11 protein-coding genes and 6 pseudogenes are annotated in these 21,675 nt (G+C 57.4%); 12 read left to right on the forward strand and 5 right to left on the reverse strand.

Translation table 11 applies throughout. The features are described 5' to 3' along the window. Nucleotides 1–6: 6 nt before the first annotated feature. Nucleotides 7–260: pseudogene (locus AB4N76_RS29655) on the reverse strand (hypothetical protein). 164 nt (nt 261–424) lie between these two features. Here AB4N76_RS29655 and AB4N76_RS29660 point away from each other — a divergent pair. After that, nucleotides 425–742, forward strand: a complete 318-nt coding sequence (locus AB4N76_RS29660; protein ID WP_046033073.1) for an ElaB/YgaM/YqjD family protein — start codon at nt 425–427, stop codon at nt 740–742. Between the two features lie 219 nt (nt 743–961). Here AB4N76_RS29660 and AB4N76_RS29665 read toward each other — a convergent pair whose 3' ends face one another. Beyond that, nucleotides 962–1,999: an Ldh family oxidoreductase gene (locus AB4N76_RS29665; RefSeq protein WP_046033072.1), complete on the reverse strand. Its 1,038-nt coding sequence runs from the start codon at nt 1,997–1,999 to the stop codon at nt 962–964. Nucleotides 2,000–2,229: 230 nt separating this feature from the next. Here AB4N76_RS29665 and AB4N76_RS29670 point away from each other — a divergent pair. The 3 genes and pseudogenes from AB4N76_RS29670 to AB4N76_RS29680 all read left to right on the forward strand — a co-directional run bounded on the left by AB4N76_RS29670 (nt 2,230) and on the right by AB4N76_RS29680 (nt 8,811). After that, nucleotides 2,230–7,075, forward strand: a pseudogene (locus tag AB4N76_RS29670) (dermonecrotic toxin domain-containing protein). Between the two features lie 68 nt (nt 7,076–7,143). Then, complete coding sequence (locus AB4N76_RS29675; protein ID WP_460163931.1) at nt 7,144–8,145, forward strand: FecR family protein; 1,002 nt, start codon at nt 7,144–7,146, stop codon at nt 8,143–8,145. Between the two features lie 264 nt (nt 8,146–8,409). Beyond that, nucleotides 8,410–8,811 carry a fe2+ zn2+ uptake regulation protein gene (locus AB4N76_RS29680; RefSeq protein WP_460163932.1) on the forward strand — a complete coding sequence of 134 codons (402 nt, stop codon included), beginning with the start codon at nt 8,410–8,412 and terminating at the stop codon, nt 8,809–8,811. On the opposite strand, the gene AB4N76_RS29685 is transcribed toward AB4N76_RS29680, so the two are convergent. Further along, nucleotides 8,801–8,989, reverse strand: a complete 189-nt coding sequence (locus AB4N76_RS29685) for a hypothetical protein (protein ID WP_460163933.1) — start codon at nt 8,987–8,989, stop codon at nt 8,801–8,803. The two genes, AB4N76_RS29680 and AB4N76_RS29685, sit on opposite strands and share 11 nt — an antisense overlap. A 556-nt stretch (nt 8,990–9,545) precedes the next feature. Between AB4N76_RS29685 and AB4N76_RS29690 the strand changes: the two are divergent. The 6 genes and pseudogenes from AB4N76_RS29690 (at nt 9,546) to AB4N76_RS29715 (ending at nt 16,635) form a co-directional block, all read left to right on the forward strand. Beyond that, nucleotides 9,546–10,790, forward strand: a pseudogene (locus AB4N76_RS29690) (MFS transporter). 21 nt (nt 10,791–10,811) lie between these two features. Further along, a pseudogene (locus tag AB4N76_RS29695) lies at nt 10,812–11,942 on the forward strand (LuxE/PaaK family acyltransferase). A 1-nt stretch (nt 11,943) separates the two neighbouring features. Further along, nucleotides 11,944–14,347: pseudogene (locus AB4N76_RS29700) on the forward strand (acyl-CoA reductase). A gap of 64 nt (nt 14,348–14,411) precedes the next feature. After that, complete coding sequence (locus tag AB4N76_RS29705) at nt 14,412–15,701, forward strand: phenylacetate--CoA ligase family protein (protein WP_460163934.1); 1,290 nt, start codon at nt 14,412–14,414, stop codon at nt 15,699–15,701. Continuing rightward, on the forward strand, nt 15,701–16,036 hold the full coding sequence (locus AB4N76_RS29710) for a GNAT family N-acetyltransferase (RefSeq protein ID WP_460163935.1): 336 nt from the start codon (nt 15,701–15,703) through the stop codon (nt 16,034–16,036). The genes AB4N76_RS29705 and AB4N76_RS29710 overlap by 1 nt, the downstream gene beginning before the upstream one ends. 8 nt (nt 16,037–16,044) lie before the next feature. Then, nucleotides 16,045–16,635 carry a hypothetical protein gene (locus AB4N76_RS29715; protein WP_460163936.1) on the forward strand — a complete coding sequence of 197 codons (591 nt, stop codon included), beginning with the start codon at nt 16,045–16,047 and terminating at the stop codon, nt 16,633–16,635. Here the strand turns inward: AB4N76_RS29715 and AB4N76_RS29720 are convergent. Continuing rightward, the gene (locus tag AB4N76_RS29720; RefSeq protein WP_046033061.1) at nt 16,624–17,550 is read right to left on the reverse strand and encodes a LysR family transcriptional regulator; all 927 of its coding nucleotides are present in this window, start codon (nt 17,548–17,550) and stop codon (nt 16,624–16,626) included. The two genes, AB4N76_RS29715 and AB4N76_RS29720, sit on opposite strands and share 12 nt — an antisense overlap. A 118-nt stretch (nt 17,551–17,668) precedes the next feature. Between AB4N76_RS29720 and AB4N76_RS29725 the strand changes: the two genes are divergently transcribed. Then, on the forward strand, nt 17,669–18,664 hold the full coding sequence (locus AB4N76_RS29725; protein ID WP_077432106.1) for an aldo/keto reductase: 996 nt from the start codon (nt 17,669–17,671) through the stop codon (nt 18,662–18,664). A gap of 45 nt (nt 18,665–18,709) precedes the next feature. On the opposite strand, the pseudogene AB4N76_RS29730 reads toward AB4N76_RS29725, so the two are convergent. Then, nucleotides 18,710–19,244 (reverse strand): annotated as a pseudogene (locus AB4N76_RS29730) (hypothetical protein). Between the two features lie 393 nt (nt 19,245–19,637). Between AB4N76_RS29730 and AB4N76_RS29735 the strand changes: the two are divergent. Then, on the forward strand, nt 19,638–21,629 hold the full coding sequence (locus AB4N76_RS29735) for a methyl-accepting chemotaxis protein (protein WP_460163937.1): 1,992 nt from the start codon (nt 19,638–19,640) through the stop codon (nt 21,627–21,629). Nucleotides 21,630–21,675 lie beyond the last annotated feature (46 nt).

The raw sequence follows: 21,675 nt of genomic DNA on the forward strand, positions 1-21,675 counted from the left end.
ACGGCCTTACTTGTTGGCGGCCATGAGGCGGTTGATTTCACTGCGCACCATGTTGGCGTATTCCGGTGGTGACATTGCGTCGAGTTCGGCCCGGACCCACTCAGCCCACTTGCCTTTACGCTTGGCGCGCTCACCGAACAACCGCGCCGCCTCCCCTTGGATTTGCCCAGGTTGCTTTGCCAGAGGTCGAACAGACGGGACTTTTCATCTTCCAGCGCCGCGCGCTCGGCGAGGGGTTTGTCGGCCAGATTGAAGCTCATGGGAATTTCCTGCTGCGTAAAATAGGCGACATCTTACACTGTAGGACGAAATGTCCGACTCGGGATTTTCCATCCTGTAGGCTCATCGGAAACATTCACTGCAACTTTTTCGTTGCCGCCAGACTCCATTGTTCACTGTCCACTTACCTGCAAGGAGTACCTCAATGGCTCGCAAAACCGCCGCACAATTGGCCGAAGAGCAAATCAAGGACCTGGCATTCAGCGAGCTGGCAACGCTGATCGAAGAGTCGGAAAAGCTGCTCAACAGCAGCGCCGCGCTGGTCGGCGATGACGCAGAGACCCTGCGTGAGCAAATCGCCTTGAAACTTCAGCAGGCACGGGACTCCGTCAGCCGTGCGCGCGACCGGGCCCAACCCGCCGTCGACGCCACCGAAACCTACATTGGTGGTCACCCATGGCAAACCGTCGCCATCTCTGCCGGGTTCGGGCTGGTGGTCGGATTGTTGTTGGGTCGACGTTAAACGGTGCTGGGTTAAACAGCAAAAAGGCGAGCATTGCGCTCGCCTTTTTCATGCCTGCCTTACAGGTTTGTAGCAGCTGGCGCAGCCTGCGTCCGGCTGCGCAGCAGTCGTAAATCCTATACACGCGGATGTCCTGAAACACCGTATCGTTTGATTTTACGACTGCTGCGCAGCCGGACGCAGGCTTCGCCAGCTTGCTACAGGATTGTCGTTTCCTTGTTACTGCGCGAGTGCTCGCAGGTTCGCCAGCGTCTCGGCGTCCAGCGAAATGCCTTGAGCAACGGACTTGGCCCGTTGCTGGTGGCGTCGATCACCCGGAAGGCGCTTGAGGCCCACGCCGTGCATCTGCCGCACCAGTTCCTGACTGCGTTCGGCAAAATTTTGCCCGGCCGACTTGCTTGGATCGATCACGATCAGCAATTGGCCAGTCCAGGGAGTCTTGGCGCCCGGGTGATTAGACCAATCGAACTCAAAGGAAAAATTGCCGCCAGTCAGCGCTGCCGCCAACAGTTCCACCATCATCGACAGTGCCGACCCTTTGTGCCCGCCAAAGGGCAGCAATGCGCCGCCTTCGAGAATCGCTTTCGGGTCCTGTGTCGGCTGGCCCAGACTGTCCACGCCCATGCCCGCCGGCAAGCGCTCCCCCTTGCGTGCTGCAATCTGCACATCGCCATGGGCAATGGCACTGGTGGCAAGGTCAAAGACAATCGGCTCGCCATCGGCCCGGGGGGCGGCGAACGCAATCGGGTTGGTGCCGAACAGCGGACGATCGGCGCCGTGCGGCACCACGCAGGTCATGCTGTTGACCACGCTCAGCGCCACCAGCCCTTCATAGGCAAAGGGTTCGACGTCCGGCCACAAGGCGGCGAAATGGTGCGAGTTGCGAATCGCCAGCACCGCAATGCCGGCACTGCGGGCCTTTTCCACCAACAGTGCGCGTGCCGCCGCCAGCGCCGGTTGGGCAAAACCATTGCCGGCATCGACGCTGACGAACCCCGAGGCAACGTCTTCTACCACCGGCACGGCCTGGCCATTGACCCAACCGCTTTTCAGGGTCGAGACATAACCGGGAATACGAAACACACCGTGACTGTGAGCACCATCGCGCTCGGCGCCGGCGCAGTTGCGAGCCAGGGTTCCAGCGACCTCGGCAGAGGTGCCGTGGCGTACAAAAATCTGTTCGAGCAATTGAACGAGCGCGTCGAAATCGAGCGTTTGGGTGTTCGAACTGACGGCCATTTCGGGCGATGCGGTCATCTGAAGCTCCAGTTTTATTATTGAGTACGGGCAACAGGGTGAAACAAGGTTGCAAGGCAACCCAAAAGAGTCGCCGATTAAGCGCTGCTGTACCGGCGTCCTGTCAAGCCTCGGCCACCTGATTGGTTCAAGCAATATGTACCGCACGCAACCTGTCGACTGACCGTATCGTTTTCCTCCAGCCAATAGTCAGCGATTGCCAACCGATCGCGGCAAATCGAGGAAGAACGATGATTGATCCCTCCGCCCCTTATTTTTTCGACGAGGCAGAACGCGCCTCCTCCGCCCGCCAGCCCGGTGACCGCGAAAAAGCACTGAACTTCACCCTTGACGACCTGAAGTGGTTGAAGAGCGTGTATTTGGCGACCGAGGTCGCCCGTATCGCGCAAAAAGACCCTATGCACGTTTACCTGCTGCTACTGAACAGGCCGGGCACGCCGGATATTCCATTGGCTGGCACTTTTGCCATGAGTCGCCCGGATGATGGCGAAGTCACGCTTTACACGCCGTGGAAAGGGGTTGGTCAAGTTCGCGGACATGGACGACCTCAAAAGCAAGCTCAAGGAATGGCTGGCGTCGAACCCTGGCAAACGTGAGTTGTTACGCTTTCTCACTATCGATCAACGCCGCGCGCTATCTGCCACCGCGGCAGCTGATATTTCCACGACAGAAATCCCGGGCGCGGTGTTTCAAGACCAACAGGTCCGGCTTGAACGCAACCAGGAACAGAACATCCAGACCATGATGGACCAGTTGCTCAACCTGCCAACGCTGCAATCAATGCTCGATGGCACTTTGAAAAACGTGTTGCACAAACCGTTTCCGGCCCTGGACCAGCGTCTGACGCGACTGAAGAGTTTTGTCAGTACCCCTTCGGCCTTCGACGAACGTGAACCCCGGCACACGATAACGTCGCTATCGCTCAATGACGCCCTCCTTCACTTTTACCTGGCCAACCAGTGGCCTGCGGGCGACTCCAGGCTCTTTGCCCATCCCGGACACGGCCTGAGCAGCGATGCCGATAACCTGGCGTGGGAAAGCGCGGTAAAAGAAATCGCCCACAGTTTCACGCCTCACTTGCACAGCCAGCTCGATGTGTTCTGGAACACCGCCATGAGCAATGGTCTGTCGCGCCGGGCGTTTTTCAGCGAAGGCTTGCGCGATACGTTCCACCATAAGCTTCTACTCCAGCGCCAGGAGGGCACGTTGACGACGCAGGAGTACCTGCAACTGATGAACCTCAGCCTCGCGCCCACGGATGCTCTGAGCATTGAAAAAGTGCGGGTGACCGCCCCCTTCAAGCATTACGTGGAACTGGCCTCGGCCTTGATGATTGGAGGCGCCGACACATTGGCTTTTCTGTACACCCCGTCTCGTGGCATTGAAGCCGCTGACACACTGTCGGCAGTCAAAAAAATCGTGCTGAACATGCTCAAAAGCGAGGGATATGAAGACACCTTGCTCAACTTCATGTCGCTGGAGGAACGCACCACGTTTCTGGGCCTGCCGCCCGATGAACGCTTGATTGAAGGCGCCCCCGTCGTGCAGCCGGCATTTGAAGACATCATGACCACCATCATCGACAAGCAACGCGACAACCTCAGTCATGCCTTGAGCCGTTACCGTGAAAGCGAAGGCACGCTGTCGCCCTATGCCTTGCTCGATAGTGCACTGGATGTCCGTGGTCTGATCGACGACCGCCTGCTGGCCTTCGACGCTGCCGGCCGCTGGAGTACACGGGTCGACCAGCGCTGGAGTGCGCAACCGGTGACCGTACGAGCCGAGTCGGCCAAGGAAGGGCTGGTGCGGCTTGATTCGGTTGCGCAGGCGCTTGATCAACTCCTGGACAAGCATCCGGCCATTCCCCCAGGCCTGCGCACCCTCACCCAGGTACAGAGCCTTGTCAGTTCGTCCGTGGAGAACTTGCAATCAAGTTTTACCCAGACCCTGTCAACGGCGTTGCGCACTGAGTTGAACCTGCGCACGGTCGCAAGGACCTTGGGATCGGCGGAACAGGCCATCATCAAAACCGTGCTCGACAGCCCGGTGCATTTGCAGCGAGCCGCATTGAACGGTTTTTTGCCGCAGGTGTTTTCCCTGGCGCTGCAGGTAAGCGGCGTGGCCGCCCCTATGAAACTGGCCAGTTGTTTTGTGCTGACCGAACGCGGTGGCCTGGACCCGAAGCATTCGGGCAAGGCCATCTTGTGGACGCCGGCATTGGGATTCGAAGCCTTCGAGGCACTGCCTCGATTACATGCCGAGCTCGATCATCGCCTAAATGACGACACGTTGCGCTTGACCCTTTTGGAGAACCTCAGCCGTAGCGAACGATTACCGGGCAGACGTTACACACGGGCGCCACTTCAGCAGATACACGGGCATTTTCTCGATCACCTTCAAAAGCCCCATGTCCATCTCGACCAGACGTTTATCACTCGCGCACTGGCCACGCCACTCCCTTCCGCGCCACTGACCGACCTGCTGAACCTGGTGGCGTTACGACAGCCGCTGACGGGATTGCGCCGTGCGACGGAGATTGCCCTGTCACTGACGACTCAACAAAAACTGCCGGCATGGCTGGCCAAGGCGTCCCTTAAAGATCTGGTGCTGCACGGGGAACTGCTGCAGCAATACCTCGATTGCGTCAAGGACGACCAGGATTACCTCACGGGCCTACAGTCACTGCAGCGCACGGCTCACGCTGAACTGGAAAAACAACTCAAGACAGACGATTTCAATATCGACCCGGACAAGGTCCTGATCCGGATCAGCGCACGCCCCACTTCGTCGCCCCGTACTCAAACCCTCACCGACTTTGCATTGACGCCTTTCAAGGAACTGGACCAGGCCCGATTCAATCTGGAATCGCTTGATAACACCGTGATTCCCAAGGAGATGGACGAGCGCTACATCAACGAACTGATACGAAACCTGAAATCGGGTGAGCAACAGCAGAAAATACTGAACGAAGCCCTTGCAGATACCCCGGCCAATGCCGATCGCAGAAAACGCTTTTACCGACAACTGCCCTGGCAACTGATGCATTACGCCCACACGGAAAAACTGCAGGAACGCCTGAGTGAATCGGGATTTGATCTGGTCCGGCAAATCATGGACATGCCCGACGCCATCGCCCGCGCGGCAGTCGACGGTGCCCACGCAATCATTCGTCCGCTGGAATTCCTGGGGATCAAGCCGGCACAGACGATCAAGGTTGCGGGTGTCTACTTGATCGGTTCGGCAACAGATAGCGCAATGCCCCAAGTCCTTGTCGCGCCACACAGCCCTCTTCACGGGATCAAGGAATATGAAAACGAAGGGCAACTGCTGGCGGAGTTGAAAGCGCGGGGACCGCTGCTCGACTGGCTACTCACACACCTGCCGCAACCCGACCGGACACTGCTGGAATACCGGATGGCAATCACTCACAACCGTGGCACTCGAGCAGCAACGTCTTCCGAACCCCGCACCAGCGAGGTAATACTGGCGTCCAATCCGATCAATGGGCACCTGTTCAGCCAGTTGTTCAATGACAATGCGGCGCTGTTGGGTCGATTGCTCGGTTGTCAGGCCGACGACAAAAAACACGGTGAATGGGCGACCATCAAGCACGTGCTGAGCGAAGACCTGCACGAGACCGTCTCGTTTTTCATGGGAAAACTCACTTACCCCATCACCGTGTGGCGCAGTTACCGCGACATCAAGCAATCCGCTGAAGACCTTCAGACGCATAAGTGGGGCGCGGCGATAAGAGCGTTCATCAGCGGCATTGCTCAACTGGCATCGTTACGGCAATCGCAGGCGTTTCAAAGCAAGATACCTTCGACGCCGGATTCCACTGTGCCGCAGGCGCCCGCCCCCGAATTCAAATGGCATGACGTCGACATCACCGGCCCTGAACGCACGCACTTGAAGCGCCATGAAAGCATCGAAGTCGACCTGGGTTCACTGACCCTGGACGCATCGCGTGGACTCTATACCCATCCAAAAACCGCAAAACATTACGCCCCCGTTGAAGGAAAGGTGTTTGCGGTCGCCAGGCATGGCACTCGCTGGCGCATTGCAGGTAACCAGATCCGTGGCCCTCTATTACTCCAAAACACAGCGAAACAATGGGGCCTTGACCGGAAAACGTCACAGCCCCACTTCAGCCTTCTCGACCGATTGGATACGGCCATGGCGGTGTGGGGCGGCATGAACATCGACGCCAGTGGAATGGTGCAAATCCGACAAAGGTTTCCGTACAAGGCGCGTCAGATCGAAGAGGCACTGGACCAGGCCACTACCTATGCCTGGACCTGCTTTCGCAATCTGCACTTGCTGAAGAATTCCGAAGAGACCCAGACCCCGGTTCATCAGATCGTCACCGACTTTATCGGCATAGAGCATGTATTGCCCGCGCACGTGGAACAGTTGGAAAAAACCGTGACCGAGGTGTTTGCAGCCTTGCTCGACCCCACGCTCAGGAAGCCCGACTCCGATCGTTTTGTGGTCGGCCGGATGGTCGGCGCGACGGATGCGTTTGCCTTCATCGCGCCTAAGGATGCGAAGCGAAAGCTACACCTGGTTGAAAAGTTCTTCAGTCCCGGCTTCGAACACTACCGCCAGCACCTGCGCGACAGGCAATTCCCTATCGGTGCGCATAGCCGTGCGATGACGATTATTCATGAGCTGTCACACATCGCCTGCAAGGCTGAAGACATTGCCTACCTCGATGTCAGCCGTCCATTCGCGGATCTGATAGGGACGTCCACCACGATTGCCAAAATGCTCAAAACCGCGTTGTCCGAGGCTCAAAGCACCGGGCTTTCAGTCAAGACACCCTATACCCAGCTATTCATGACCCCTGACCCTGATACCGGCGAGTGGGAGGAACTGGGTAATACGTCTCATGAAGATACTCGGCGGGTCAAAGATCATGTTTTAAAGTTGACCGGCGCAGAAAACCTCAGCGGCGCCCGTCATACCTTCAAGAAAGATCCCCTGGTCCGGCTTAAGGTACAGCTGAGTAACGCCGACAGCATCGCCTGGTTGATCGGTCATTTGGGACGACAACTTCACGTCAATGCCCCCTGACCTGAAAAACTCAATTGATAGTTAATTGCCATGACGGCAGTTAGAATGCCGGAAATCAGGACGAGTCAATGACCGACAATTCTCCACTGCCAGCCAAATATGACGCGATCACCGATGCCGCAGCGCACTGGTGCTTGCGTCTGCACGCTATCGACTGCACGGCCCAGGAGCGGGTCGCCTTCGAACAATGGCGTGACGTTCATCCGCTGCATGCGATTGAGTACGAGGCCATGCTGGAGATCTGGGAGGTCGCAGGGGAGTTACCGCGCTCCAAAGCGGACGACCCCGCTGCTCGCTCCAGACCCGCCATGCCGTGGCGCCGTGTCGGCATCGCCGTCGCGTTTTGCGCAGTGGTGCTGCCGCTCGTGGCTTTCAGCGGCTGGAACTTGGGGTGGTTCCCTGATTCGTACCAGCATTTTGAAGCCAGCGACACGGTCCGTCAGGTCACCCTGAGCGACGGCACCCAGGTTGAACTGAACCTTGGCAGTGAGTTGACGTTCAGCCACTACAAGGATCAACGTCGGGTGACGTTGAAAAAAGGCGAAGCCTTCTTCAGCGTCCACCCTGACACGGTGCACCCGTTTGTCGTCAAGGCCGCCAGCGGCAGAGTTCGGGTGACCGGCACCCGATTCAATGTCTGGATGTACGAAGATCAGGTCCGTGTGAACCTGATCGAAGGTTCGTTGCTGGTCACCAGTAACGATGACCTTCCCGGCAATGGTTTATCTCTGGGGCCCGCCATGCAAGCGCGCTACAGCGAGGGCGACTACACACCGCAAATCAGTCAAACCTCTTCCGGCGATAATGCCCTGGCCTGGCGCAGTGGCAAACTCATCGTCGATGATCTGGCGCTCATCGATGTCTTGCCGCTGATCAATCGTTACCTGAGCAAACCCGTCACGGTGGCCGATCACCGCACCGGCCAGATCCGCCTTGGCGGTATCTACAACATCAAGGACCTGAACAACCTGGTGGCATCTCTGCCCAAGGTGCTACCGGTTTACCTGACCCGAAACCAGGACGGTAACCCGGTCATCAATTCCATTCCGCAACAAGCCCCCAAAAGCTGAAGGCCGCAATCCTGTGGCAGGTGTGGTCGCGCCGGGTTGACCCTCCAGGCGCACTTTTGGAGTGCGGCACAGAATCCTCGTGCGAAAACAAAAGACAAAAAAGTGACCCGGCAACGGCATTCCAGATGACCGTCATCACATGCCACTCACATACTGCCGACAAATTTTCTACATTCCGGCCCTCATTATTTGTCGGGCTCGTTCAACTCAATGAATGAAAGCACCCATCACATTTCCTGGCCGGTTCGGAAAAGGAGTTTTTGCATGTACAACTCGCATCTGCCAACGGACGGTAGCAACGCGCCCACAAGCCCTGCCATGGGCACCGCAATTTTCGAGCAACGCGGTGAGCACCATGTCAATGAACGGATCAGATTGCTGCTTAAAAGCTTTGGCCTGCGAACCAGCCTGATTCGCCTGAAAGTGATCGACGCCTTGCTGGTCGCCGCCGAAAACGAACGCAGCCTTGGCGTGCGCGGTGTACACAGCCAGTTGATGGACCTGGATATTCCCCTGTCCTTCCTCAGTGTGCGAGAAGTGTTGAAACGATTGTGCAGCGAAGGCGTGATCATGCTCAATCCGGACAAAAGCTACAGCCTGCATCCGCACGCCATAGCCATGCTCCATCGCGAGCCCTCAGCTCCAGATGCATCGCTCAAGGCTTGACCTTGCGACGCATCACGCCATTCATCACCACCACGATCACCGCCACGCCGATGGCGATGTACTGAAACACCTTCTCAGTGATGACACCTTCATTTTGCAAATACGAAAGGCCGAACATGATCCCCAGCACGAGCAGAGCGATCAAAATCGAGTATTTCAAACGTTGCGATTGAGTCATTGCCAGTTCCTGAACCTGTAAAAGTATCCACTTTGTATCCGAATGCATGCCAACCCCCTACCTTTCTGCGGGGATGATGCGCTGCAAACGGAGTCTCATGTTACAGCCGATGACGAGTTTTGGCTCCATAGCGGCGTAACCATGAGGATTTTGAAATGTTTCGTCGAATCACACAGCTGATTCCCCTGCTTGCACTCCTGGCCTTGAGTGGCTGCATCGTTTTCCCCCATGGTGGCTGGCACGGCGACCACCACTATGACCGTGGCGGACCTGGTTATTATCAACATCGATAACTTCCAACTGGCTCGAAGGGTATCCATTTTTTCATTTTACATGTAGGAAACTTCCCATAATCGCCGAGCTAATGCCCGCCCTTATTGCGGCATTTTCGTACAAATTATTTACCCCTACCCCCTCGCAACGCGCATTGCAACATAGTGAAAATTTTTGAAACCTTAAGTCTCAATCGTTGATTGGAAGTACCCCTGTTCGCTGGATACTCTTATTGCGCAAAACGATAGTCCGCTATTCAACTTGCAGCGAAAACAGGAAAGCCATGGACAAGCCATTGATAAATATAAGTCCACATCATTTGCTTGGCTTTTGCTTCGCAATAACATTATTCGAACTACTCACTTATATGGCCAGTGACATGATCATGCCCGCCATGTTGACCGTCACCCATGAACTGAACGCCAGTGCCCGACATGTTCCTTTCGCCTTCAATCTGTATTTGGCGGGAGGCATACTTTTGCAATGGCTTATCGGGCCTCTCTCCGACCACTTCGGTCGCCGCAAAATGTTACTCATCGGCTGTGCGGTATTCGCTCTGGCGTGTAGCGCTGCCTTCGGTGTGCAAAGCATTTATGCGTTCAACGGTTTACGCCTGATCCAGGGCCTGGGCCTGGGGTTTGTCATTGCTGTCAGCTATCCCGCCTTGCAAGAAGTGTTCTGCGAAGCCGACGCGGTAAAAATCATGGCGCTGCTGGGCAACGTCGCACTGCTTTCTCCCCTCCTTGGGCCGTTGCTTGGCAGCCTGTTATTAGAGTGGCTGACGTGGCGGGAGCTGTTTTTACTGCTGGGATTCGGTGGCGTAATGGTCTGGTCGGGGCTTTACCTGTTCATGCCGGAAACCGTGGGCACATTGCGCCATGACGGTGTGCGCCTGGTGGCTGTGCCGTTTGAATGGCGCGGCACTGTTCGTCGCTATGCGGCGTTGCTCAACAACCGGCGATTCCTGAACGCCACTGTCGCGCTGGGTATCATGAGGCCTGCCCTTGATTGCCTGGATAGGGCTGGCACCGGTGTTGCTGATGCAGAACCTGGGGTTATCGCCGCTTGAATACGGACTGTGGCAGATCCCGGTATTTGCTGCCGTCATTGTCGGCAACCTGATACTCAACCGATTGATCGCCAAGACTGACATCCCACAGTTGATTCGATACGCGCTCTGGCCGTTGTGCGCAGGGCTCATCGCATTGGTCATCCTCAGCGCCTTCGGTGCGTCGACTCCCTGGTTGATCGCGTGCCTGGGGCTATACGCCGTCGGCCTGGGCATGAGCAATGCCGCACTGTATCGCCTGGCGTTATTTACCAGCGACGACAGCAAAGGCCTGGTCTCGGCCATGGTGGGCATGCTCTCGATCATGGTCATGGGCAGCGGCGGGTCAATTCTCGCAGCCGCCCGGCGCCTGGCAGCAGCCATGAATCCTTCTCCCTGATGGCGGGTATCGCGGGGCTCCTGTGCCTATGGCCCCTGCGATTTCTTTTCCGGCGCAACGCTGTCGCGATTGCCGCCTGATCCCTGAGCAAAGGTCTTTTGATGATCCATTTACCTCACACCGATGCGCTGTGCGCGCTAACGAAACCCTATTGTCTGGATTCGGTGCCAGACGGCCTGTTCGATCGGGCGATGAGCGAAATCAGTCTGTTCCATTGCCAGCACACACCTGGCTATGAACGCTGGCTGCACGCCAATGGACTGGATGCCAAGGCGTTAATGTCGATGGATGACTGGTCAAGACTGCCGCCGGTTTTCGCCAACTTCTTCAAACGCCATTTACTATTGGGACCGTCGGGCGAAGGCGCGCTGGAGCTGACATCGTCAGGCACCAGCGGCCAAAAAAGCCGGATGCGCTATGACACGCGAAGCATGGCCGCAGCCCAAGGCATGGTGAACCACATTTTCCGACATTACGGCTGGGACACCCCCGACAGCCCCTGCAACTACTTGCTTTTGAGCTATGAACCCGAAGCGACCATCAGTCTGGGAACCGCCTACACCGATCAGTTTTTATGCAGTTATGCGCCCGTCCAACCGGGTCGTTTACGGATTGCGCCTGACTGGCAGTGGCCACGCGTTTGATCTGTTTGGCATCGTCCGCGCCTTGCAGGAATTCGCCGAAGAAGGTTTGCCCGTGCGCATTCTCGGATTTCCGGCGTTCCTGCCCACGCGCTGCAACACATGATCGACACCGGCATCGCGGACCTCAAACTACCAGCCGAGTCATTGGTGTTTCTCGGTGGTGGCTGGAAAACCCAGGCCGCACAGCAGATTCCTCTGTCACAGCTGTATGAGCGAATCAATTGCCAACTGGGTATCGAGTTGTCCCGCTGCCGGGATGGCTTTGGTGCCGTCGAACACGCCGTGCCCTACGTCCAGTGTGCTCACCAGCACTTCCATGTGCCGGTGTATTCAAAAGTCTTCGTACGCAACCCCACTGATTTCAGCGTCCAGCCTTATGGCCAGCGCGGCTTGCTTGGGTTTGTGTCGCCGTACATTTCTTCAAGCCCGGCGCATGCCGCAGTGATGAACGATCTGGCAACGCTACACCCCGGCGTAACCTGCGGGTGCGGCCTGGCGACCGACTGGTTTGAACTGCATGGACGCGCCGGAACCTCTGCCAGCCGAAGCTGCGCGATGGCCGCGTCCGAACTTATTGGAGGGGTGTGACATGTATTTGATCAATGGCCAACTGCGTGACGATGTCCCCCTTGAGTCAACGCTTGAGCGTCTACACCAACAACTGCCACGCCTGCTGAGTGGGCCGATCGACAGTGACACCGTGATCGAAACCGCCGCTCGTTTTGCGTTGCGATTACAGACCATTCGGCTTGATCTACCCCTCGATGAAGAACAACACCAAGGGCTAATCGACTTCTGCCAACGCGAAAATCTCAGTACAAAGCTTGAGCGAGAACTGGGCGCTCAACCACGCTCGCTACGCCGAATCGACTACCGGCAAACGAGTTTTGAAAGCTGGCACCCACTGGGGCTGGTGGTTCATGTGACACCGGGCAATGCCCCGATGCTGGCGTTCTGCGCGGTCGTCGAAAGCCTGCTGGCCGGCAACATCAACTGGCTGCGCCCCAGCGCCAGTGATGAAGGATTGACTGCGCGACTGCTCGCCGCCCTGGTGCAGTGCGACAACAGTGGCAAACTGGCCGATTTCATTGCGGTCTTGCCTGTCAGCACCGCGCAGATCCCTCAACTTTGCGCTCACGCTGATGGTGTGTCGGCCTGGGGGGTGAAATGGCCCTTCAGGCCATTCGCCAGCACCTGCGCGCCGGCTGTCGCTGGATCGACTGGGGGCACAGAATCAGTTTCGCCTACCTGTCGCCAGACGCGGCCACTGTTCCAATGCTGGATGCGTTGGTGGACGAGGTTGCAGTCTGGATCAACAGGCCTGCTCCAGCCCGCAATGGTTGCTCGTCGACAGCTGCGACCCGGGTGTCTTGCAGGACCTGGGTGAACGACTGGTCGAAGCGTTCAATCGTCGCGCCCCGCAGTGGCCGGCGCTGGTACCGACAGATCAGGAAGCTTCGGAAATCATCACCCGAACCGCCATGGCCCGGCTGGAGCAGTGCTTTGCTGACAAGGTCGGTCAGGTCTGGGCCGGCGCCGGATGGCGAATCATCTGGGAGCACGATCAAACGTTGGCGCCGTCGCCGTTGTTTCGCACGCTGCTACTTAAACCGGTGCCGCAACACTTGATCGCCGAGGCGTTATTGCCGTGGCGCACCGTGCTGCAGAGCTGTGCATTGATATGTTCTCCCACACAAACTCCCCTTCTGGTGCGCACGTTGGTCAGCGCCGGGGTCACGCGCATTGCGCGTTGCGGGTTTATTCACGATGGCTACACCGGTGAGCCGCATGACGGCGTCTACGCCCTGTCGCGCCTGAGTCGTCGCCTCTCGGTGAGCTTGTCACCGGACGCGGCGACCTGCCGGGCGACACTCGACGCGCGACCTGCGCAACCCGACATACGCCAAGCCCCGATCATGGATAAAAACGCGTTCATGACTCAGCCAGTCAGTGCCGCGGCACAGCTTTACTTTCGTTCGGGAGGAAGCAGCGGCACACCGGCGTTGGCGGGATTCAGTTATCGCGACTTCCAGCGACAGATGCGCGCAGCCGCCGATGGCATGTTTGCCGCAGGCCTAAATCCTGCTACGGACCGGGTGATGAACCTGTTTTACGGCGGGAAACTTGTACGGCGGTTTTTTCAGCTTTTCCACGATTCTTGAACAAATGGGTGTGACCCACTTCCCGATGGGGGCACCGCCGAATGACGACTTCAGCGAAATAGCCCGGATGATCGTGGACCACCACGTCACCGTGCTGATCGGCATGCCGAGCACCTTGCACCGCTTGTTCTTCAATGAACAGGAGCTTCTTCAGGCTTATGGCGGCATTGACAAAGTGTTCCTCGGCGGCGAACACCCGGCGGAGGCCAGCCTGCGGCTGATGGAAAGTTGTGGGGTGGTAAAGACTCGCTCGGCGATCTATGGCTCGGTCGACGCAGGCCCTCTTGGACATGCCTGCGCCGCGACGGCCAATGGGGTGTTTCATTTGATGTGCGATACCCAGCACCTGGAGATCGTACACATCGAACAGGATGTGCCGGTTCGGGCCGATGAGGTCGGTCGTTTACTGTTCACTTCCCGGGCGCGGGAAGGTCAGGATGTGCACCGGTATGACGTGGGCGATACCGGTCGCTGGGTACCCGGAGCTTGCCCTTGCGGGCTCGAGTCGCCGCGATTCGAGATTGCTTCAGCGCCACGGCAAGTTGCTGCGGATCGGCACACAATTCATTTCACCGCAGGCGTTGCAAGACAGCGTCGGCCGACCGATTCAAATCATCCTGGACCATGCGCCGGACGGTATGGAACGGCTGCGCGTTCTGGTGAATTCAGACACCGATGAAGTTCTACACAATCTGTTGACTGATGAATCTTTGGCTAACGCGGTGAACGATTCATTTTTAACGGTGGAAGTTCACGGAGTGTGCTGAATCGGCCTTCACAAGAAACACACACAGTGGCAAAACTCCGTTGATCATTGATAAACGAACATAAATAGATCGCTATTTGACAGCGGCATGTCTTTTAATCCTGAAACACCTGATAGATAGAGAACCCAGTGAATTCAATTTATTCGCTTGAACAACTCGTGCCATATGTAAGGCAGCACTCAAATTTTTTTCGTAAATATCTGCAACACTTACCGACACAAGAAATAACGTTAAAAAACCTGCCCTTGACCAATACGGCTGATTATTGGGCAGACAGTAACGATTTGAATCATTGGGGCGTGCTGACAGGTAAAGTCGAGGACGGGCTGGTATTCAAAACCGGTGGATCGACCAGCCATGGCAAACTGAGTGTTTATACCAACAGCGAATGGCAGACGCTGGTGAGCACATTCGGTGCCAGTGTTTCTGCCCAACTGGAGAACGGTGACCGCGTCGCCAATCTGTTCTTTTCCGGCGACCTCTACGCCAGCTTTGTGTTTTTCCACGACTCACTCGCGCACATCAAAAAATCCATCTGCGAGTTCCCCTTCACGGGAAACGTCGATATGGATGTGCTGACCGATGCGGTTGATAAACACCGGATCAACGTGTTGGCCGGCGTACCCGCGCAATTGTTGCGATTTGCCGCCTACCTGCACCAGCATCATCGAGTCCTGCCGGGGGTTGAAACGTTGCTATATGCCGGCGAAAGTCTGTTTCCCTCGCAAATTGCCATGCTCGAGGCAGTGCTTCCCAATGTGCGTATTGCCTCCGCCGGCTACGCCAGCGTCGATGCCGGCCTGATCGGGGCCAGCGCCCGTGATTGCGCCTTGGGTGAGCATCGGACGTTTGAACCGCACACATTGCTGGAAATCGTCGATGAACTCACCGGGGAAGTCATTGAGGAATGTGATCGCACCGGTTTGCTGGTGGTCACCAACCTGACGCGCCGACTCATGCCACTTTTGCGTTATCCGGTGGGCGATCGTGCTTGTTGGCGTGAGCCAGCCACGACGCCGATGCGCAAATTTGCACTCAAGGGACGTAGCGCCCTCAGTCAGCGGGTTCGGGTCGGTTCGCTGACCTTTCTGGTCGACGAAATCCTGCAGATCCTGCAGCGTGTCGCTTCCAGTGAGCAATGGCAGTTGGTGATCGAGCAAGAAGAATGCAGGGATATCGTGACGGTGAGGTGGGTACCTGACATGCATTCAACCGCCACCGTCCCCACCTGCAACGCGCTGTATGAAGCGCTGGTCGCCCACTATCCCGGCATTGAGGAACTGAATCGCGCGGGGCTGCTGACTTTGCGCGTATTGTCCTGCGCGGTCACTGATTTGAAACTTCACCCGCGCTCCGGCAAACAGATGCGGGTCCTGGACCTGCGGGTATACGACACCCCCGTTACGGAGCGTATGTGATGTTCAAGCTTGTTTATCGCCGCTACCAACCCGGTGATGGGAGCGCCGTAAGCCAGTTGTTTCGCGAGGTCTACGGGGATCATTACGCTCGACCGGATGTTTATCTGCCGAACATGATCAGCCAGCACAACGCCGACGGCCACTGGACATCCATGCTGGCGGTGGACGGCGAACGTGTTCTGGGACACGCCGCGTTATGCCATGACACGCTCTCAGATACCACTGAACTGGCCCTCAGCGTGGTCCATCCGGCCGCGCAAGGGCGAGGAATCTCGACACATCTGAGTCGGGAATTGCTGTTCCTGTCGCAAGCAAAGGGGTCAAGCGCATCCTGATCAAACAAGTGACGCACCATCCCTACACGCAGCGCATGGCGTTCGGCATTGGCTTTCACAGCACGGGACTGCTTCCCGACTACGCGCCGTCACCACTCACCGCGCCTCTGCCGGAAACCATCGTGATCGGTTGCTACGCGGTGGAAGAACACGCTCGCCCCCTTCCCGACCTCGCATGGCCGGAGAGTTGCCGCAGGTTGATGCAGCGTTTGAGCGCGGTGTTCGGGACGTGCCAGCTCATGGCATCGCCACCTTCGATGCCGTTGCAAATCCGGCAACACTATCAACGCTACGTCATCGTCATTCACCGCTTGAACGAGCGCCTGCTGGACCAGCTCTGGCGGCTGCCCGGCCATTGGCTGATTTGCGCCAAACTCCAGTTGTCACAGCACTTCACCGAGGACCTGCAGCGAATGACGATGCTCGGTTTCACCTTCACCGGGTTGATGCCCGCTCCCGGCGACCATGGATGGTTCGCCCTGTTTCATCGAGGGGCGAGGCCACGCCACCTCAGCCTGCATTGCCCGGACATGCAACAGTTGCACGACGACTTGCAGCGCAACGTCGGGGCACTGGACACCGCGTGTTCAGCCGCTTGAGTCCTTCTTGTAAACGTTAAGCCCCGGCTGCGCGCAAAGCTCCACCAGCCAGTCGACAAACACCCTCACCCGCCGAGACAACTGGCGGTGAGGCGGATACAGCGCCGTCAACGGCATCACCGGTGGCGGCACGTTCGCGAGCACTTCACACAGTCGCCCTTCCTCGAGTTGGCGGGCGACGTGGTAATACGGCGTCTGAATCAGCCCATACCCGGCCTCACAGGAGGCCAGATAGCCGTCGGCACTGTTCACCGACACTTGTTTGGGTAAATCCATGAGCTGTACTTGATCGCCGAGCTGGAATTCGAGCCCGAAACGCTTGCCGGTGCTCGCGGAGAAGTACTCCACCATCCGATGCCCTTCGAGGTCTTCCAGACACTGAGGCGTTCCGTGGCGTTGCAAATAGTCCGGGCTGGCACACGTGACCTGATCCAGCATGACCAATGGCCGTGCCACCAATGAATCGTCCAGTGCCTGGCCACCGCGCAACACGCAATCGACACCTTCGCGAATCAGATCGACGGGACGGTCGTTCAACCCGAGCTCCAGTTCGATCAACGGATAACGGCGGGTGAATTCGGGCAGCTTCGGAATCACCATCAAGCGCCCTATCCCCGCCGGCATGTCCACACGCAGCAGCCCTTTGGGGTTGTTCCGTGCGGCGGAAAATACCGCTTCGGTTTCCTCAAGGTCTGCCAACAATCGCACACAACGGGGGTAATACGCCGCACCGTCGAGGGTCAGGCTGATCTGTCGCGTAGTACGTTGCAGCAGTTGCACCCCGAGATGCGCTTCAAGTTGCTTGATCAAAACAGTCACCGATGCCCGGGGTAATTGCAGGCTGTCGGCCGCTTTGGCAAACCCGCCGAGCTCGACGATTCGGGTAAATACGCGCATGGCGTTGAAACGGTCCATTGCTGTGGCGCTCTTGCTGATTATTTAGATTTTACGAACAGTGATAGCAGTTTTAGCCGGTTTATCTTGTTTCTGTCGAGGTCGACACTGTGCGCTCACACCACAGGGAGTTGATTTCATGCAAACACGTCAATTGGGCAAAAACGGCCCGCAAGTCTCCGCCATTGGCCTCGGCTGCATGGGCATGACCGATTTCTACACCACGGGCGTGGACATCCGTGAGGCCACTGCCACCCTGCATCGTGCGCTCGAATTGGGGATCAACCTGCTCGACACCGCCGACATGTACGGCCCTCACACCAACGAAGCATTGATTGGCAAAGCCATTGTCGGCAAACGCGAGCAGGTGTTTCTGGCGAGCAAATTCGGGATCGTTCGCGACCCGTCCAACCCCACGGCACGGGGCGTCAATGGACGGCCGGAATACATTCGCACGTCTATCGACGGCACCCTCAAACGCCTCGGCGTGGAAACCCTGGATTTGTATTACCAGCACCGGATCGATCCGCAGGTGGCCATCGAAGAAACCGTCGGCGCCATGGCCGAGTTGGTCAAGGCCGGCAAGGTGCGTTACCTCGGTTTGAGCGAGGCCTCGGTCGCCACGCTGGAACGGGCGCACAAGGTGCATCCCATCAGTGCGCTGCAAAGTGAGTATTCGTTGTGGAGTCGCGATCAGGAAGAGAACGGTTGCCTGGCCGCGTGCCAGCGATTGGGCGTCGCGTTTGTGCCCTACAGTCCATTGGGGCGCGGCTTTCTGACGGGTGCGTTAAAAAGCCCGGATGACTTCGCGGCAGACGACTACCGGCGTTTCAGTCCGCGTTTCCAAGGCGAAAACTTTGCGAAGAATCTGTTGCTGGTGCAGCAGGTACAGACATTGGCGGCAGACAAAGGCGTGACAGCCGGTCAGTTGGCGTTGGCCTGGGTACTGGCGCAAGGTGACTACCTGATTCCGATTCCAGGGACCAAGCAGCGTAAATACCTTGAAGAAAACGTCGCCGCCCTGGAGGTAAAACTCAGCCGCGACGAGTTGCAAGCGCTGGAAGGAATCTTTCCGGCAAATGCGACGGCAGGCTTGCGCTACCCGGAGGAAGTCATGAAGTTGCTTGACCGCTGACAACATTGCCGGCCCGTTCGTTGTCCGGAACGGGCCGGCAACCGATCATGCCTTGGCGTTGACGCCCTTGTCCGTAGGGACCGTGGTTCCGTTGCCTTTGCCATAAGTGTGCAAGTTCTGCAGCACGTAAATAGCCGTCTTGTATTCCGGGATCAGGCCAACGGCGTACTTGTCACCTTTGATGCTGTTGTTCTGGATGGTGTCCAGTTGGGTGGCAAAGTATTCCAGCGCATTAAACTTCGCATCCGGGTCGTTCTGTACCCCGAACCGGTCAAACTTGTCACCGGCGTTCATCAATGTCATCGAGGTGATATCAGAAATAAGCCCTCTGCCTCGTAAGAAGGCGGCGAGATTGCCCAGTTGTTTCGACGAAACATTGGCCGGGTCGAAGCCTTTAACGTTTCTATGCAGTTTTTGTTCATCCATTTTCGCCGTATTCAGCGCGTTGGGATTGGTGCCCACCAATGCCAGCATCTGCTTGACCCTGGCGTTTTGCGTCTACAGGCTTGCCGTTGCTACCTGTGTTCTGAATCAGCAGACCGGCCTTGGCCGTCCAGCCCCCGGTATAGCCGATAGTCATGACTGAACTCCCGACTGCGTCACCATAAACAACTCCTTGTCCGACCGAGTTTAAAGTCGGCGAGTATCGGCGTGGCAACTGGCCACACCAACAACTTATTCCATATTTTTACAATTTCCGTACATTTCAGATACAAACGATCAAGTGTTTAGTTTTATTGCTCTAAACACACTGTCCATAAAGCGTATGAACAACTGAACAGGCTCTTTGTACGTCTTGGTTAGTTCGTTTATTTCAGACTCGATACGCTCAGTGCCTGACGCCTCGCTATCACACCTCCCAACCTTGGACGGTCGTACCTAAAGCTATCCCTGCGCAGGCCGATAGCCCGACGAAGCACCGCCGCTTAATCCAAGCCCAATAATAAAAGTGCTGCACACAAGGACCGGTCCCATGCCCCCATTCCGTACGATTCAGGGTCGCTACACACTATTTCTGGTGCTGTTTATCCTGCTGCTGTTTGGCCTGACGGTGGCCGGCATCAGCCAGTTGGTTGCGCCTAAACTGCGCCATACCGAGGAACAGGTCGCCCTCAATCGCATCGCCGAAGTCGCCCAGCAAATTCAGGGTGAACTGAACAAGGTTCAGGCCCAGCAGCGCAGCATTACCCAAACCATTCCTTTGCTCGACAGCGCCGCCATTGACACGGTGTTGCCAGGCCTGGTGGATCAGTACGGTGAATTGAAAGTGTTCGGTGGCGGGATCTGGCCATTGCCCGGCCAGCGCGAAGCCGGACGAAACAAGTTCAGCACTTTCTGGCACCGCGACGCCTCGGGCAAGCTGGCGGCCAATGCCTTCTGGAACAGCGACGCCGCGCCGAACTATTACGACCAGGCCTGGTACAAGGGCGGCATGCAAACACCGCGAGGCCAATGCGCCTGGGCGGCAGCCTACAAAGATGACGCCAGCGCCGAGCCACGCACCAACTGCGCCATGGCCATTCAGAAAAATGGCGTGGCGTACGGTGTTTCGACCATCGACGTGACGCTGGGCTTCTTCAACGACCTGATCGCACGCAAGGAGAAAGACCTCGGCGCTGAAATGCTGATCGTCGAAGCCGATGGCAAGATCATCAGCAACAGTTCGCGCATCAGCGGCCCGATTGTCCTGAAAAACATCAGTGAACTGGCAGGCAACTCGCCGTTCGCCAACCTAGTGAAAGCCGGCCTGCAAAACCGCGACCCGTCGCAGCGCGTCGAATTTGATAACAACGGTGAAGACAGCACCTTCTTCATGCGCCCGATCGAAGGCTCGCCGTGGTTTCTCGCCACGGCCTTGCCGACCAAACTGATCACCGCCCAGCGCGATGACGTCCTGAGCACATTGAGCCTGTTGCAAATTCCGATGGTGATCCTGCTGGCAATGCTGCAGATCTACGCGATCCGCCAACTGGTCCAGCGCTTGAAAATCCTCAAGGGCAATATCGATGCGCTGTCGACCGGCGACGCTGACCTGACCAAGCGCATCATCATTCGCGCCGAAGACGAACTGGGCGCCATCGGTCATTCGGTCAACGCGTTTCTTGTCTACTTGCAGAACATGATCGGTGAAGTGACCCAGGCCACCGGCGCAATGGCTTCCAGCCTCGACAATCTGCAACGTACCTCGGCGCATACCAGTCAGATTCTGGTGCGTCATGCCTCGGAAACCGATCAGACCGTCACCGCCATCACCGAAATGAGTTCGACCGCTGAAAGCGTCGCGCAAAACGCTGCCGAGACGGCCGCTTTCACCAAGCGCGCCAACGAAAACGCCGACCGTTCGCGGGTAGTGGTCGGCGAAGCGTCCAGCAGCGTGATTGCATTGATCGAAGAGGTGGCGAGCGCCACCCACAAGGTTGAAAGCATGCAGCAGGACGCCCAACGCATCACCGAGATTCTCGGGGTCATTGGTGCCATCGCCGGGCAAACCAACCTGCTGGCGCTCAACGCGGCCATCGAAGCCGCGCGGGCCGGTGAACAAGGACGGGGCTTTGCGGTGGTTGCCGATGAAGTCCGCGCCCTCGCCGGCCGCACCCAGGACAGCACCTCGCAGATCAATGAAATGCTGACGCGCCTGACCCAAGGTGTCAGCTCATCGGTCAGTGCGATGGAAAACACCCAGGCCAGTTGCCAGTCCGCCGCCGATGCGACAGCACGGGTCAACTCCGGCCTGGATGAAATGGCCGGTTCCGTCAGCCACATCAACAGCCTGAGCACCCAGATCGCCACCGCCGCCTCGCAACAAAGTGCGGTCACCGAAGAGATCAACCGCAGCATGGTGCAGATCCGCCACATGGTGGAAGAACTGGTGAAGAGTGGTCAGGCCAGCGAGCTCAATACCCGGCAATTGCTGGAAGCCAATGCGCGGGTGAGCTCGATCATGGGGCGGTTCAAGGTTCGGTGATTGCCTGAACCTTGAATTGAACCCGAACCCGAACCTGTACCTGTAC

The sequence above is a fragment of the Pseudomonas sp. S2_F03 genome (assembly GCF_054668335.1).

Excerpts from the sequence above, each read along its gene's own strand:
- AB4N76_RS29665 (WP_046033072.1), bottom strand. The coding sequence starts at position 1,999 with ATGACCGCATCGCCCGAAATGGCCGTCAGTTCGAACACCCAAACGCTC.
- AB4N76_RS29680 (WP_460163932.1), top strand. The coding sequence starts at position 8,410 with ATGTACAACTCGCATCTGCCAACGGACGGTAGCAACGCGCCCACAAGC.
- AB4N76_RS29725 (WP_077432106.1), top strand. The coding sequence starts at position 17,669 with ATGCAAACACGTCAATTGGGCAAAAACGGCCCGCAAGTCTCCGCCATT.
- AB4N76_RS29675 (WP_460163931.1), top strand. The coding sequence starts at position 7,144 with ATGACCGACAATTCTCCACTGCCAGCCAAATATGACGCGATCACCGAT.
- AB4N76_RS29710 (WP_460163935.1), top strand. The coding sequence starts at position 15,701 with ATGTTCAAGCTTGTTTATCGCCGCTACCAACCCGGTGATGGGAGCGCC.
- AB4N76_RS29660 (WP_046033073.1), top strand. The coding sequence starts at position 425 with ATGGCTCGCAAAACCGCCGCACAATTGGCCGAAGAGCAAATCAAGGAC.
- AB4N76_RS29720 (WP_046033061.1), bottom strand. The coding sequence starts at position 17,550 with ATGGACCGTTTCAACGCCATGCGCGTATTTACCCGAATCGTCGAGCTC.
- AB4N76_RS29735 (WP_460163937.1), top strand. The coding sequence starts at position 19,638 with ATGCCCCCATTCCGTACGATTCAGGGTCGCTACACACTATTTCTGGTG.
- AB4N76_RS29685 (WP_460163933.1), bottom strand. The coding sequence starts at position 8,989 with ATGACTCAATCGCAACGTTTGAAATACTCGATTTTGATCGCTCTGCTC.